The following is a 12,542-nucleotide window of genomic DNA, read 5'->3' as shown; positions in this document are numbered from 1 at the left end:
TACTCATGCAGGCATGCCCTGCCATCGCGCCTTGAAAGACAGGCCCGCCGCAGGCGTCCAGCCGCTGGCATGACGGCTACAGCTTGCCGAGGGCCAGGAGCAGGGCGCACACCACGGCAGCGCCGACGAGGCCGCCGGCGGCGGCCTCGGCCAGCCGCTGCCAGCCTGGCAGCGGCTGGAACTGGCTGGCCAGCGCACGCAGGCGCTGTGTCAGCCGATCCGCTTCATCTAGGGCGCTGGTGCGCCAGGCCTGCCGAGCGGCCTCCTGCATCGTCGCCATCAACTCCGAGCGCGTTTGCGTGACAACCTCGTGGGCGTGCCGTTCCACGGCTTCACGGACCTGCACCGTGGCGGCTTCGCTGAACTGCGTCACAGCGAGCCTGAAATTGTCAGCAGCCGATAAAAGCGCGGCTGTGCTGGCCTTTTCATTTTCTTCATGGCTTTGGACAATTCGGGCGGTGTTTTCCAGCCGAAGTACAAGCGCGTCAATTTCACCGAATAATTCGGCGGCAATTGCCTCACGAACAGTATTGCCCTTGCCTGTCATTTCACAAGCGCGGCATGGACGCGATCCATGTTTTCCGATGCCGTAACGGATAGACGCTTGAGCGCAATCATTTGGACGTAGCGCTCTTGCTCTTCCTTCTCTTTCGCTTCGCGCAGCTTTTGGCGGTAATCGGTTGGGTCATTAACTAAATCACCAAGAGACTTACCGAGCGCCTTCATGCGCTCGAAAACTTCATTCGTGCGGATGGTTGCATCATCGGATACAACACAAGCCTTTTCGCCTGCGGCCAGGCCGTAGATGCCTGGGAATTCATCGGATGGATTTTCATCAACATCCAGCTTGTTGAAGACGACTCGAATTTTATTGGAAGGAACACCAATTGCGCGCAATGCGCGAATGGTGTTTACCGTATCTTCCTGAACTTTCTTTTCCTTCACGGTAGGAACGATAAAAATATCAATTTCCTCATGAGAGCCATCATATTGCTGCATCATCTTCATAAAATCCTCGACGTTGGAAGCTCCAACGTCAATAATGGCTTCGTCCAGCAGCATTATGGCGTCGATCATCGAGCCGAATTTCTTTCCGCGTAGCTTTTCGACTTCAACGCCGGATGCGTCCGCGCCTGAGTTGATGGATTCAACCGAGTAAATCCGTGCGCCAGGCATGCGCGGTTTGAGCAGATGCGCCGAGATAGTGGTTTTGCCCACGTTGCCGGAGAAATTCATAACTGCGATTTTCATAAGACCCCTTTATTTACTTTGGCTTCGATGAATTTTTGCAAGTGCATCCAGATCAGGTGTGCTATTAACAATCTTGTCAATGGCACTTGGATCAGATGTTTTTGAATTGCTAACTGAGGGAGATTCCGAGTGCTTTACAAGCGTGCTATTCGGCACAGGTGCCGAAGAGTCCCGGCTTGCAGCACGTTTCTTTTCCCTATGAAGAAAATTCCTTAGCATTCCAATTGAAACGTCGATTCCATTTTCTTTCAGGACACGGACGATTTCAGATTGCGGCGCACCAGCGTTTTGCGCAGCAATGATCTTTGCGTGATAGGTGCGGAGTAGTGCCGACTTGCTCTTGTTGGATGCGCTGATGGCTAGCGCATCCAGGGCTGCGCCGGGGTCACTTTGCTTCGCTCTTGTCATGGGGTAATCCTAGCATCCAAATGTGATTAATTGATTATGAAATGCAGCGTAATTGCTTCAATATGCTACTAGCATGCTTTTCGCGGACGCGAAATGTAGTGTTGACATGGGTACGTCACATGATGACATGCTACGGCATGTGTGATGAGCTGCAAACATGGGTGCGATGGAATGCTAACGGGGGTGGCAAAGGGTAGGGGAGGTTGATTAGTGAGGGCAGGATACGCGCAAGCGCCGGTTTTTGTTTACAATCCGGGCGATTGCCCGAATTGCCTATGCCTCCCCCACCCCTTGCCACCCCCGATGAAGAACCCCGGAAGAAGGGTAGGGCTGCTGCCGCTGGCCGCTATCACAGCCTGATTTCGCGGGTGTCTGAGGCAGAGCACGCCGCGTTTTGTGCCTCTGCTGCGAGCAGTGGCGTGAAGCCAGGCAGGCATTTGCACAAGCTGATCCAGTCCTACCTTTCTGGAGAGAAGCCCTTGGTGCCCAGGGCTACGCCTGTGGCAAAAGCCAAAGCAACACCAGTCCTGCCCGGTGATTCCGAGCTGGAGCGTTTCGAGCTTCGGCTAGCTGCTTTTCTCAAAACTGAGGTGAAGCAGCGCGCAGCAAAAGAGGGCATGTCGTCCTCTGAATGGGTTGCAGCTTTAATTCAAACGGTCGTTGCTGTCGATCCAGTTTTGACGGAACGAGAAGCCGAGGCAGTCAGTTTTGCCAATCGTGAGCTTGCAGCGGTAGGCCGCAATCTCAACCAGATTGCGCGCAGCATGAATAGAGCTGAATTGATAGGTGTTAATTTCTCGAAAGATGAGATATTGACATTGCAGGGTATTTCGATCCTGAACAAGAAAATAGAAAAGCTACGTTCAACAATTTTATCTCTTATCACTGCCCGTAATCGGGCGTGGGGTGTCGTTGATGACCCGGATTCTTGAGCTGCTTTTTCAAGAATCCGGCGACCCTGGCCGGGTTAAGTCCAAAGCCAACAAGTCGGGGAAGTTGCGCAGCAGGGCAGGGAAGCGCAGCTCGCGTGATTCAGCTTCTGGTGTTGCGTCTGGTTCATCGGAAGTGATGGTGAAGATTTCCGGGTATGGAAATGGCGGGGCGCACGCCAAGGCCCATTTAATGTATATAACCCGTCACGCCATGGCGGATAAAGAAAAAGTTGCCATTGAGAATGACAAGGGGCAATTGTTCGATAACGTGGAGGATGTTAAGCAGCTATATGAGGACTGGAGCCGTGATATAGATGCAAATAAGAAGCCTGGACATTCAAAAAATCAGCGTGACACCATGCACATGATTCTTTCAATGCCTGGCAAGAACAACCCTGACTTGTTGCGCGATGCTGTAAGGGACTTCGCTGCTGATGCTTTCGGGCATAACCATGAGTATGTTTTTGCCCTTCATACTGACACCGACAACGACCATTGCCATTTGGCGGTGAAATGCCGTGGGTTCAATGGCCGTCAACTGCATGTGCCAAAAGGCCAGGTGCAGCAATGGCGGCAGGACTTTGCTGAAAGGCTGCGCGAACGCGGAATTGAAGCCGAAGCGACACCGCGCAATATGCGTGGCGTTGTTAGGAGGCCGGAAAAGCAGGCGCTACGCCATATTGATGATCCCGAGCCGCCGAAGGGCAGGGCACCGCGTCAATCCAGGGTCATGAAATCCCGCCTGCAGGAAGCCGAGGCTGCGATGCAGGGGGAGGGGCCTGATAGGCCCTGGGAGGCCGCTGTACGGGCTTCCCAGGGCCGCACAAAGGCCACGTGGCTCAGGGCCGCCCAAGACCTCGAAACGCGCCCTACGGCCCTGAAAACCACCGATGGAAAGGAACTCAAGAATGCCCGAATCGACTACGGCCGAATCGACCCTGCAGCCGCCCGTGCTGGACAACGCCGAGGTGCTGCCGTCGCCGGCATCGACCCAGGAAGAGAACGACGAGCCGATCTATATCAGCCCGGTGGTATCGAGCCTGTCCATCGAGGCCCGGCCCGACCCGTCCCCGGCCTGCGAGACGTGCCCCTTGGCAATGTGGCACGCGACCAAGGACGAGCTGCGGTGCTTTTGCGGGAGGATGCACGCCATAGTCTGGAGGGCGGGCGACACGCCGATTCTGAAATGCGACGGCCGCGAGCTGGCGTTGTTGCAGATGAGGCAGCGCGAGGAGCAGGGGGGGGGCTGAGCCTGGCTGACCGCAATCAGATGCTCGCCTCGCAGATCCGCCGCTTCGTGGCCACGATGCCCGAACCAATCACCGCCCATGAAGCGCTGCAACGTCAGATCCGCTCGCAGGTGGACGCAGCAAGGCGCGTTCAACAAAGAGCTGTTGAGCCGCAGGACATGGTGCATCGAGGCGTGGCCGCTGAACACAACCAAGGGGGCCAGGATGCCGGTAAAGACAATGGCCGCAGCCGGTAAAGCTGCCCGCGTTTTCTTCGCGCTGGCCCTGCTTGTCGCTGCGGGCATCGCTCGCGCCGAGCTGGCTGGGCCGGTGGTGGCCGTCCTTGATGGTGACACCATCGACGTGCTGATCGACCGCCAGCCTGTGCGCGTGCGCCTCGCGCAGATCGACGCGCCAGAGAAGCGCCAGGCCTTCGGCACACGTGCGCGCCAGGCGCTCGCATCCATGGTATTCCAGCAGAGCGTGAAGGTGGCCGATGCTGGACGCGACCGTTACGGGCGTGTCCTGGGGACGGTGTTTGTTTCAGGCAAGAACATCAACGCGGCCATGGTCGAGCAGGGAATGGCCTGGGTGTATCGGCAGTACGCAAAGGACCAGGCGCTTTTCGCTCTAGAAAATGAGGCCCACAAGTACAGGCGCGGGCTGTGGGTTGATGCCAACCCTGTAGCGCCTTGGGAATTCCGTAGGCCAAAGTCCGTGACAATTAACTGAATATGCACCTTTAAATCATCACTCATGTGCTCATGTTGCTGACCTTGCATATTCTTAAATTCCAGCCGGGGGAGTATCGCGCCCATGTCATGGAGGGGCAAAACCACCTTGGCGACTACGACTCAGACAACATTGTTGAGGCGATCCATTTGGCTGCTGAAAACCCGCTCCCTGAACTAGCGGGATTTCATGTCTGGTACGAGAACATTTGCGCTGGAAGTGTTTCGGTGGAAGAGATGCGAAAGGATGCGGATGTGCTGGCTTCACGTCTTGTTGAGCTGCACGCCAAGTTCAAAATCGAATAGTGTTTTTTCTCGGGCGCGAAATCCAACTTTCCTTGATGTGGCGCCAGCGCTTGCGCGGCCGGTAGCCAGGTGAGCGTGACACAGCTACACTCTATGTAATTCGTTCATTTCAAACAATTGCAAGAGTGGCAAAGCCCCCAGTTATCGAGGATCGGCAGATCGAGCATCTGCTGAAAGCGACAGCGGCATACAGCCGCGTTCCGCTGCGCGACACCGCACTGCTTCTGGTTCTTTACGGCACGGCCTTGTCGGTCACCGAGCTGGCCACCATCACGGTGGGCGACTACCTCGATGCCAAAGGCAGCGTGCGCATCGCAAGTAAGGTGCGAGTCGATGTGGCGCACAACAGCGAAGAGCGCCCGCTTTTCTGGTCGAACAAGCGCATTGTCGCGGCGCTGGATGCCTACCTGGCATGGCGTGTGGAGCGCAAGCAGGGCATCACGGTGAAGAAGGGCGCCTACCGGGGGCTCGACCCCGAAAGCGCCTTGTTCCTCACCGAGGACGGCGGAGCCTACTCGCTGACGAAACGAGCACTACCCTCCGGGGTGCTGAGCTACTCCTGCAACTCGCTTGGCGCCTACATCTCGCGCCTTCATTCGAATGCCGGGATCGAGGGCGGAAGTGCTCAGTCGGCCCGCCGCACTTTCGCTGTCAAGCAGCACCGGCAGGGGCGCGATCTGGTGCACATCGCAGCGATCCTGGGGCACAAGAGCGTGAGCACCACCAAGCGGCTTGTAGAGGGCGATCCAGTGCGCCTGGCCGACATTGTGGCGAGGGCTGTGTGATGACGGGACAGGAACTGGAGGCCATCCGCGAAAGCCTTGGCTACACGCAGGAGCAGATGGCGGATCGTATTGCATGCGACTACGTGGGCTACAAGCGCTACGCCACGGGCGCCAGGGCTGTGCCGCGCTACATCGCGCGCAATGCTGTGCTGCTGGAATTCATCCGCGTGAATGGGCTGCAGAAAAGACTGGACAAGGCCCTTGACGAGTAGCCAATGGCTACTATAATTAAGCCATCAAGACCAAGGAAACCAATGAGCAAGAAGTCGTATGAGAAGGCCAATTTCGCATCGCCGAAGGGCAGGGCGAGTTTCAAGTGGCCTGCATGGGTCTGGAGAGGCGGCGAAATATTGGCGGGACTGTTTGTCGTCGGGGCACTCCTGCGCGTCTTGCCGGATCTATGGGCGGTCATTGAGGCCTTGTTGTCTGGGCGATGAAGGAAACCTGCGCCATGGAAACTGCAGAGCTAACAGGCCCTGATCTGGCCTACTGGGTTGCACGAGCCAACATGTGTGGCCACGCGCAAGAAGGCAATGTGCTGCGACGGCACTATGGTTCGGCAAGCCGAAATGACCCCGGCGCAGAGCCATCAATGCGGGCGTTTGTGTGTCAAAAAATTGGCCCTGTTCTGCCCGTCCGCAGTGCATGGCATTGAGGAAACCAAACATGCTCAAGGCCCTAGATTTCGAAATCCTTCGCGATGTGATGGCTAGCGGGATCATCAAAATCCCACTGACTCGGAAACCCGTTCGAGTCGGCACGTTGATTAACGAGGAAGAGTTCAAGCGCGACCAGTACCTCATCCACAACAGGACCGTGTTCTTTGAAGATCGCGTTCATGATTGGGATTGGCAGGATGGTCAGTTCCGGTACTACACGCGGGTGGCAGAAGTCGCGGATGTGGTGGTGGTCTATGCGCTGGAGGAAGTGGTTCCTGTGGCGCGTTTTGATTCGATGACAGGCAAGCCGCTTGCGCAGTAAATCGAAGGAAAGCGAAGCCATGTCGAGCACGCCGAAGTTTCTACAGAACCCCACGCTGCGCAGCATCCAACTGCCAAACGGAGGGCCTGTTGCGACCGCAGAGCGTTTGGGTGAACAGCACTACCTCATCTGGATCAACGGCACGCCCGTGACGGAAGTGCAGTGCATCCCTACGGACTCGGATCGATGGTACTGGCGTGGTAGTCGATTGAACTGGGAGCGCACACGGATGAAGGCCATCGTAAATGGCCGTGTGCGTCGCATGAAAAATTGCACCCTGGATGGCAAGCCACTGGAGGCCTGGAGCGATAAGGCACAGGTGGCCATCGGCAAATCAGAGCAGGCGCAAGAAGCCCGCCGCTTCCAGATCGCCGTTAACTAAAAGGAAAGAGAAGGATGCACGCTCCCGTCGCCAAGCTCGCAGCGCCACCGCACTACTACCTTGCGAGATACGTCCCGCAATTCGAGGAGTTGGTGCTTGAGCACATGCGAGGTCTTCCATCCGTCGAGTGGAAAAGACTAAGAGAGGCAGCAAAGCGCTGCACTCAGGACGAAGCGGCAATGCCTGATTGGACCAAGCTGAGGACACTGGACTCGCCTGAGGACCTCGTACGTGAGGCGTGCTGCGAAGCAGGCGCAACTCTCATCGACGTTCTGCCTCGGCGTGGTGCGATGACAGTCATCGGTCTTATTGGTGGACAACCTGTCCTGTACTGCGAACCAAGCGGCGTGTACGCATGGTCTGATAGTCCATTTGAGGGCCCAGTTCTGGAAATCTGGGCGTCTGCTCCAGCTTACCCGCCGGGGTGGTTCGGTTCCGCAAATTAATCGAGGAAAGCATGCCCGAGTCGTTTGCCTTTACCTTGCCGGTCAACCTTGACGAAGTTGACGTTGCCGATGACGTGCATATTGCTGGCCATCTTTTGCAATAGATGCAATCTATCTTATGTTAAACGCGATAGCTGGTACGCCTAGTTTTTCGCGATGATGAAAGCCGTTCGATCCTTGCCCGCAATCCACGCGGGCGGCTTACCCCGGCCTGACCAGGTTGCGCCAGTTGCGGGATCTCGGTATTTGGGTTCTACGCGCGGGCGGACGCGGCGGACTCGTAATTGCCTATCCGTTGGCATGATCTCTTGCATCGTGATGCCATAACGATCCATGGTTTCACGGATCTGTTGAATGGCTGCACTGAGTTCTTGTGCGCGTGCATCCTCGATTTTTTTATCGAGTTCCGCTCGTTGCATTAGGAGATCTTGATAGGTTGTCATCGTGAGTTTTCTGAAAATCCGCTGTCGTATGTGGCGCCGGTTTCTGAGAATGTCCACGTCGCTGGCGACAGGACGTAGCGCATTGTATGCAGTCCGTCCGTCGCGATGAAGTCACGTTCAAGACTGTGCATCCTGTAGATGTTACCGACTTTCGTTGTTGCGATGCCTTCACCGCTCAGCCGGCTGAATTTGTAATTGGAACCTTCGCGGCCTTCGAACAGTGTTCGTTGGGCATAGACCCATGCTTTCGTTGGACCGACTTGTCCCGAAGCGATGTAGTCGGCGCTGGTCACCGTGCCCGCAGAAAATTTGTCGTTGGCACATCCGCTGAGAACCAGGCTTACGATTGTGGCGGCTAGCAGCGTGTTTTTCATTGGCGTTTCCATTTTGTTTATCTTTCGAGCTCGTTTTCGCGATTTGAGCTTTTGCCCGGTTCTTTCTCTTTGGTTCGCGCTTGCTCTTGTTCCCTGACGTTGATTTGCGGGATGTGACCGCGTTCTATAGACTTGGCTGCGTTATGGCTGATGCGGTTCATCACGACACGGGTTTCTTCTTCACTTAAACGCTCTTTCCCCGCTTTGCGGCGTGCTGCTTCGACGCCTGCATAGACTGCCGCAAGTTCTGGGAATTCCTTTATTGCTCTTTCGGGTGTCGCGCTCTTGAAGGTTTCAGCCATTTTTTGGTCGCGCGTGCGTTCGCCTTCAACTGAGTTCAATTTTTCGCGTGCGCGAAAATCATCCTTCTTGATGGCTTCCAACTTGGCCAAGTCTGCATCGTTTGGGGTGTAGCCGCGAACGTGCATGCCTTGTGAGGCCGCTTTGAACCACACTTCGCGCTTGAACGACTCAGTTCCAGTGACGCGAATTTCGTCCCAGCCTCGTGCTTGAGCGATCTTCACCATAGATTCGGCTACTGCGGGGCTGTTTGTTTGGGTTTCGAGCTTGTTCCCTCGATCTTGAAAAGCCACGGCTTCGGGGTTGCGCTGAAAGTGGTACTTATCGCCGACCTTGATGTATTTGGCGGCCACATCGGGCGGGATGAGGGGTAGGCGATCTTCCTCGGCGGTGCTGAAAATCTCATCGGACTGAACTTCGTTGTCCCCGCCGTCCACGCGTGTGCCCTGCTCTCTTTCCCGTTTGCCCTTGGACACGGCATTGATGGCCTCTTCACGCTGTTCTGCGAGCTGCTGCCGTATTGCATCGGATTCGGCGGCGCGCTTGGTCGCCAGGGTTTCCATGATGCGAGGATCAATGGTGGCCATGTCTGCGATCTTGCGGTCCTCTTTTTCGATGATTCGACGGGCGTTTTCTTCGGGCGACAGGCCGCACTCAAAGGCCAGGGCCGACCCTTTGAGGGTGCCCTTGGCTTCGCCTTCGAGAATGGCCTTGGCGTTTTTGTCGCCTACCGCGTCCTGTAGCGTGTCGGCGGTCAGGCCTTTCAGTTTGGACACGGTTTTGCTGTCAAGTGTGAACGTCACGTTGTACGACGCTGCGCGCCCTTCCCTTTCGACTCGCTCAAACCGGACGGCAGTGGCGGGCTTGCCATCTATTTCCATGGCGCCGACCAAAGGGGTTGAACGATATTGACTTGCCTCGTTATTCAATATTGAGCTATCCATAGAAAACATCCTTCAAAGATTCGATTGTGAATTTTAGAAATGAAATCCCACTTCTTTGCACGCTGCATCTGCAAATTCGTGTAACTTTTCGACAGTTCGCTCCCCTTTTGGGGGTGCCTTGATGTTGTCGAAATTCAGTGCGAAATTTATTTCTGCAATTTGTGGGTAGTCCTCTGCTGTGAATGGCCTGGTTGCGGGCTTGGGTCTTTCTATTCTTTCGATGCCACCTTCTGCAGCGGATATGGATTCCTGATAGAACTCGACGTTCAGAATTGGTACAGGGGCGGCAAGCTCTCCGCGTCGCATGGCCTCGCTGAGTTCGGCTTGGTTTGGTAATCTTTTCCCCAGAGCTGCCAAGTATGGAGAGACATCCTTGAGCCTATCCATGAATTTCGCGTCCGCGAAATATCTGATCTTCTTTGCTTGAATAGGCAATGTGTTTTCCAAAACAACCAACTCTGCGTCTTGACCAAGGGAGGTGATTTCCTGCGGCAAAAGCAATGCGCGACGTTGGTCACTGACGCTTTCTGAGTGATTTTTCCGTTTGAATATCTCGGTGTTTTTGGATTTTGAGGCGCTTTTGACGGTTGTATATCCAAGCCATTCGGAAATGTCTCTCGCGGTCGAGATTTCGGAGGCCTTTGGCGGGAAAACGATATTCAGTGCGTGATTGGTTTGGAAAGTCTGAGCAGCATCCTTGCCGTACACATCCACCAATTGGGCTGGACTTTGAATGATGGGCATCATTCGGAGACCGTAGCCAGCAATGAAGCTGATACCCTTACTCAAGATGTTTACCTTGCCCATGGCGGTAAATTCGTCCATGAGAAGCAGGCATGTATGCTTCAGTTCGGGGTTTTGCTGTGGCAATTCGCGCGTATTGAGGTCGATGAGCTGCTGAAAAAACAGATTGATAAGCGGCTGCATGCGCTCCAAGTTGTCGGGGGTGATGCCAATGAAAACCGACATCTTTTTCTTGCGCAGATCTCGCAGATCAAAATCGTTCGCGCTGGTCGCCGCGTCGATGGCCGGGTTCATCCACAGCTCGAGACGGGACCGGAAACTGGTCATGATCCCGCTGCGCGTGTTGTCGCTCGCAATGGTGGTGTAACTTTGAAGGCCGCGCACGCAGGCGCCCGTGAGGGGTGAATTTGCGTCGCGCCTATCCTTGATCGCCTTGTCAAAGTGATCCTTGCCATCGCCATCGGTTAATGTTTCGCGCAGTACTTGGCCGAGCGTGACGGGCTTTCCTGACGATTCAAGGAGGTATAAAACGACACCAAGAAACAGACTGCGTGGGGTTGCTGTCCAAATCGGGTCGGTGCCTTGCAGATCAGGGAAGATCATGTTGGCGATCTTCTGAATGTCGTCAATCCGTTTGCCGGGTTCTTCGCTGATGTAGCCCAAAGGGTTATAACGATGCGTGCGGCCATCCGCAGCACCAGGGTTGAACAGGTAGCAGCGCTGACCGTATTTGCTGCGGTAGCCGCTGGTCAAATCCCAGTTCTCGCGCTTTATGTCGAGACCGACAACGCTTTGTGGCCAGGTCAATAGATTTGGAATGACCACAGAAACGCCCTTCCCGGAGCGTGTCGGGGCCGATACAAGGACGTGCTGCGGCCCGTCGAACATGAGGTAGTCTGCCCCCTTCTTGCCCACGATGATTCCTTTGCCGTCCACCAGCCCGGCCTTCTTGATTTCGTTGGCTGATGCAAAGCGGGCGTCACCGTGCAGACTGCGTTTGCTGGGACGCATGAACAGGACAATCGGGGCCAGGAGTGCAACGGTGCTGATTGCTGCTCCAATCCATAACCACAAGCCGACCCTTTTTTGATCGCCGAAGTGGGCAGCGTATTGGATGTAAGTGATGGGTGTGGCTGTGTTGTAGTCGCGCCCGATGCCCACTAATACGACGGCGCCCGCCAGGTACAGCCAGGCCAAGGCAGCACCTAGCAGTAATGCCGTCATCAGTACGGGCTTAGGCCATTTGTGATCGTTTAAATTCAGGGTCATAAAATATTTCTCGGACTTTCCAGCGATCCATGTAGACAACCACGTCAATCGTCGTATATAGGCGACGCTTTATGTCTTGCGTTTCGAGGTGGGCGCCGGTTCTGGAGTCCTTGATGAACGCTGTCAATTGCTCAAAGGTTTCCCAGGCGCCATTCGCGTGCATCGTGCTGATGCTGCCGGGGTGTCCGGTGTTGATGGACTTGACGAATTCCCATGCCTCGTCGCCGCGCAACTCGGCCAGCAAGATGCGGTCAGGCTTCATGCGTAGGCATGAGGCCAGTGACTGCTTCGCTGTTACTTTAGAGCCGCCTTCATCTTCCCGTGCATACAGCAAGTGAACTTTGTTGGGTACATCGCCCATGAATAGTTCATGCACATCTTCGATCGTGACGAGGCGCTCATCTTTCGGAATAGAGTGAATGAGGCTACGCGTCAGGGTTGTTTTGCCGGAGCCGGTTTTGCCAGTGATTAGCAAATTTCTTTTTTCTAATACGGCACGATGAAGGAAATTGCGGATATGCCCGTCGTTTTTAAGTTTGAGCAGGTCTTTTTCGAATTGGCGAATGCCGTCATTGATGCTGAGAACATCGGAGAATGTGCCGCCCGCTTCGAGTTCGTCGAGTGTTTTGTCTGTGATGCTGGGTTTCCGGATTGTGATCGATACCGTGTTCGGGAGACATGCGGGGGGGATAATGACTTGTACTCGTTCGCCGTCAGGCAGCGTTGCCGAGAGTATCGGCCTGTCGATTGAAATATCCTTTTCGTTGTATGTGGCAATCAATTGCGCTATGTGTAAGCAGCTTTGAAATGTCAGCTCCGGCGCTGGGTGGGACTGCCAGCCGCCAGGCCCTTCTGTCCATACTTCGCCGGGCTGATTTACAGCAACTTCGGTAATATCTCCCTTGAGATATTGCTGAATGGTTTTTAGGTAGGTATCCAGCATCGCCCTGCGCATCAGCTTTTCGCCGCTGAGCGCAGGGGTTGATGCCGATTTATCAATAATAGAGTGACTCATTT

16 protein-coding genes are annotated in these 12,542 nt (G+C 55.2%); 8 read left to right on the top strand and 8 right to left on the bottom strand.

Annotation, left to right across the window (positions count from 1 at the left end; all coding sequences use genetic code 11):
- Positions 1-76 precede the first annotated feature (76 nt).
- Genes GWK50_RS19415 through GWK50_RS19405 form a run of 3 tightly spaced genes read right to left on the bottom strand, consistent with a single transcriptional unit; the run spans position 77 to position 1,659 of the window.
- A complete protein-coding gene (locus GWK50_RS19415; protein WP_162018220.1) occupies positions 77-547 on the bottom strand; it encodes a hypothetical protein in 471 nt (156 codons plus the stop codon).
- Positions 544-1,251 carry a StbB family protein gene (gene stbB / locus GWK50_RS19410; RefSeq protein ID WP_162018219.1) on the bottom strand — a complete coding sequence of 236 codons (708 nt, stop codon included), beginning with the start codon at positions 1,249-1,251 and terminating at the stop codon, positions 544-546. The genes GWK50_RS19415 and stbB overlap by 4 nt, the downstream gene beginning before the upstream one ends.
- Before the next feature lie 9 nt (positions 1,252-1,260).
- Positions 1,261-1,659, bottom strand: coding sequence for a hypothetical protein (locus GWK50_RS19405; protein WP_162018218.1), 399 nt, complete (start codon positions 1,657-1,659; stop codon positions 1,261-1,263).
- Between the two features lie 437 nt (positions 1,660-2,096).
- Between GWK50_RS19405 and GWK50_RS19400 the strand changes: the two genes are divergently transcribed.
- From GWK50_RS19400 to GWK50_RS19365, 8 genes are all read left to right on the top strand, one after another.
- Positions 2,097-2,591 carry a plasmid mobilization relaxosome protein MobC gene (locus GWK50_RS19400; protein WP_162018217.1) on the top strand — a complete coding sequence of 165 codons (495 nt, stop codon included), beginning with the start codon at positions 2,097-2,099 and terminating at the stop codon, positions 2,589-2,591.
- On the top strand, positions 2,575-4,077 hold the full coding sequence (locus GWK50_RS19395) for a relaxase/mobilization nuclease domain-containing protein (RefSeq protein WP_162018216.1): 1,503 nt from the start codon (positions 2,575-2,577) through the stop codon (positions 4,075-4,077). The genes GWK50_RS19400 and GWK50_RS19395 overlap by 17 nt, the downstream gene beginning before the upstream one ends.
- Positions 4,061-4,552, top strand: a complete 492-nt coding sequence (locus GWK50_RS19390) for a thermonuclease family protein (RefSeq protein ID WP_162018215.1) — start codon at positions 4,061-4,063, stop codon at positions 4,550-4,552. Before GWK50_RS19395 ends, GWK50_RS19390 begins: the two co-directional genes overlap by 17 nt.
- Before the next feature lie 32 nt (positions 4,553-4,584).
- Positions 4,585-4,857, top strand: coding sequence for a hypothetical protein (locus GWK50_RS19385; RefSeq protein WP_162018214.1), 273 nt, complete (start codon positions 4,585-4,587; stop codon positions 4,855-4,857).
- Positions 4,858-4,982: 125 nt separating this feature from the next.
- Positions 4,983-5,642 (top strand): site-specific integrase, encoded by a 660-nt coding sequence (locus GWK50_RS19380; RefSeq protein WP_162018213.1) that lies wholly within the window; start codon positions 4,983-4,985, stop codon positions 5,640-5,642.
- Positions 5,642-5,854: a transcriptional regulator gene (locus tag GWK50_RS19375; RefSeq protein WP_162018212.1), complete on the top strand. Its 213-nt coding sequence runs from the start codon at positions 5,642-5,644 to the stop codon at positions 5,852-5,854. The genes GWK50_RS19380 and GWK50_RS19375 overlap by 1 nt, the downstream gene beginning before the upstream one ends.
- Positions 5,855-6,308: 454 nt before the next feature.
- Positions 6,309-6,623: a hypothetical protein gene (locus GWK50_RS19370; protein WP_092942586.1), complete on the top strand. Its 315-nt coding sequence runs from the start codon at positions 6,309-6,311 to the stop codon at positions 6,621-6,623.
- A 19-nt stretch (positions 6,624-6,642) separates the two neighbouring features.
- Positions 6,643-7,005, top strand: coding sequence for a hypothetical protein (locus GWK50_RS19365; protein ID WP_162018211.1), 363 nt, complete (start codon positions 6,643-6,645; stop codon positions 7,003-7,005).
- Positions 7,006-7,594: 589 nt separating this feature from the next.
- On the opposite strand, the gene GWK50_RS19360 is transcribed toward GWK50_RS19365, so the two are convergent.
- Genes GWK50_RS19360 through virB11 form a run of 5 tightly spaced genes read right to left on the bottom strand, consistent with a single transcriptional unit; the run spans position 7,595 to position 12,540 of the window.
- Complete coding sequence (locus tag GWK50_RS19360; RefSeq protein WP_162018210.1) at positions 7,595-7,894, bottom strand: H-NS histone family protein; 300 nt, start codon at positions 7,892-7,894, stop codon at positions 7,595-7,597.
- Positions 7,891-8,268 (bottom strand): hypothetical protein, encoded by a 378-nt coding sequence (locus GWK50_RS19355; RefSeq protein ID WP_162018209.1) that lies wholly within the window; start codon positions 8,266-8,268, stop codon positions 7,891-7,893. The genes GWK50_RS19360 and GWK50_RS19355 overlap by 4 nt, the downstream gene beginning before the upstream one ends.
- Before the next feature lie 17 nt (positions 8,269-8,285).
- Complete coding sequence (locus GWK50_RS19350) at positions 8,286-9,512, bottom strand: LPD7 domain-containing protein (RefSeq protein ID WP_162018208.1); 1,227 nt, start codon at positions 9,510-9,512, stop codon at positions 8,286-8,288.
- Positions 9,513-9,545: 33 nt separating this feature from the next.
- Positions 9,546-11,525: a type IV secretory system conjugative DNA transfer family protein gene (locus GWK50_RS19345; protein WP_162018207.1), complete on the bottom strand. Its 1,980-nt coding sequence runs from the start codon at positions 11,523-11,525 to the stop codon at positions 9,546-9,548.
- Positions 11,491-12,540 (bottom strand): P-type DNA transfer ATPase VirB11, encoded by a 1,050-nt coding sequence (virB11, locus tag GWK50_RS19340; RefSeq protein ID WP_242455509.1) that lies wholly within the window; start codon positions 12,538-12,540, stop codon positions 11,491-11,493. Before virB11 ends, GWK50_RS19345 begins: the two co-directional genes overlap by 35 nt.
- Positions 12,541-12,542: the final 2 nt, after the last annotated feature.

This window comes from Acidovorax sp. 210-6 (assembly GCF_010020825.1).
GTDB lineage: Bacteria > Pseudomonadota > Gammaproteobacteria > Burkholderiales > Burkholderiaceae_C > Simplicispira > Simplicispira sedimenti.
Note: the sequence above shows the minus strand (reverse complement) of the source record. Positions and strands in the feature narration are given on the sequence as shown.

What these genes read in the sequence shown, in the direction of transcription:
- virB11 (WP_242455509.1), bottom strand. Translation starts at nt 12,540, where the DNA reads ATGAGTCACTCTATTATTGATAAATCGGCATCAACCCCTGCGCTCAGC.
- GWK50_RS19350 (WP_162018208.1), bottom strand. Translation starts at nt 9,512, where the DNA reads ATGGATAGCTCAATATTGAATAACGAGGCAAGTCAATATCGTTCAACC.
- GWK50_RS19370 (WP_092942586.1), top strand. Translation starts at nt 6,309, where the DNA reads ATGCTCAAGGCCCTAGATTTCGAAATCCTTCGCGATGTGATGGCTAGC.
- GWK50_RS19360 (WP_162018210.1), bottom strand. Translation starts at nt 7,894, where the DNA reads ATGACAACCTATCAAGATCTCCTAATGCAACGAGCGGAACTCGATAAA.
- stbB (WP_162018219.1), bottom strand. Translation starts at nt 1,251, where the DNA reads ATGAAAATCGCAGTTATGAATTTCTCCGGCAACGTGGGCAAAACCACT.
- GWK50_RS19395 (WP_162018216.1), top strand. Translation starts at nt 2,575, where the DNA reads ATGACCCGGATTCTTGAGCTGCTTTTTCAAGAATCCGGCGACCCTGGC.
- GWK50_RS19390 (WP_162018215.1), top strand. Translation starts at nt 4,061, where the DNA reads ATGGCCGCAGCCGGTAAAGCTGCCCGCGTTTTCTTCGCGCTGGCCCTG.
- GWK50_RS19375 (WP_162018212.1), top strand. Translation starts at nt 5,642, where the DNA reads ATGACGGGACAGGAACTGGAGGCCATCCGCGAAAGCCTTGGCTACACG.
- GWK50_RS19365 (WP_162018211.1), top strand. Translation starts at nt 6,643, where the DNA reads ATGTCGAGCACGCCGAAGTTTCTACAGAACCCCACGCTGCGCAGCATC.
- GWK50_RS19405 (WP_162018218.1), bottom strand. Translation starts at nt 1,659, where the DNA reads ATGACAAGAGCGAAGCAAAGTGACCCCGGCGCAGCCCTGGATGCGCTA.
- GWK50_RS19345 (WP_162018207.1), bottom strand. Translation starts at nt 11,525, where the DNA reads ATGACCCTGAATTTAAACGATCACAAATGGCCTAAGCCCGTACTGATG.
- GWK50_RS19385 (WP_162018214.1), top strand. Translation starts at nt 4,585, where the DNA reads ATGTTGCTGACCTTGCATATTCTTAAATTCCAGCCGGGGGAGTATCGC.
- GWK50_RS19355 (WP_162018209.1), bottom strand. Translation starts at nt 8,268, where the DNA reads ATGAAAAACACGCTGCTAGCCGCCACAATCGTAAGCCTGGTTCTCAGC.
- GWK50_RS19415 (WP_162018220.1), bottom strand. Translation starts at nt 547, where the DNA reads ATGACAGGCAAGGGCAATACTGTTCGTGAGGCAATTGCCGCCGAATTA.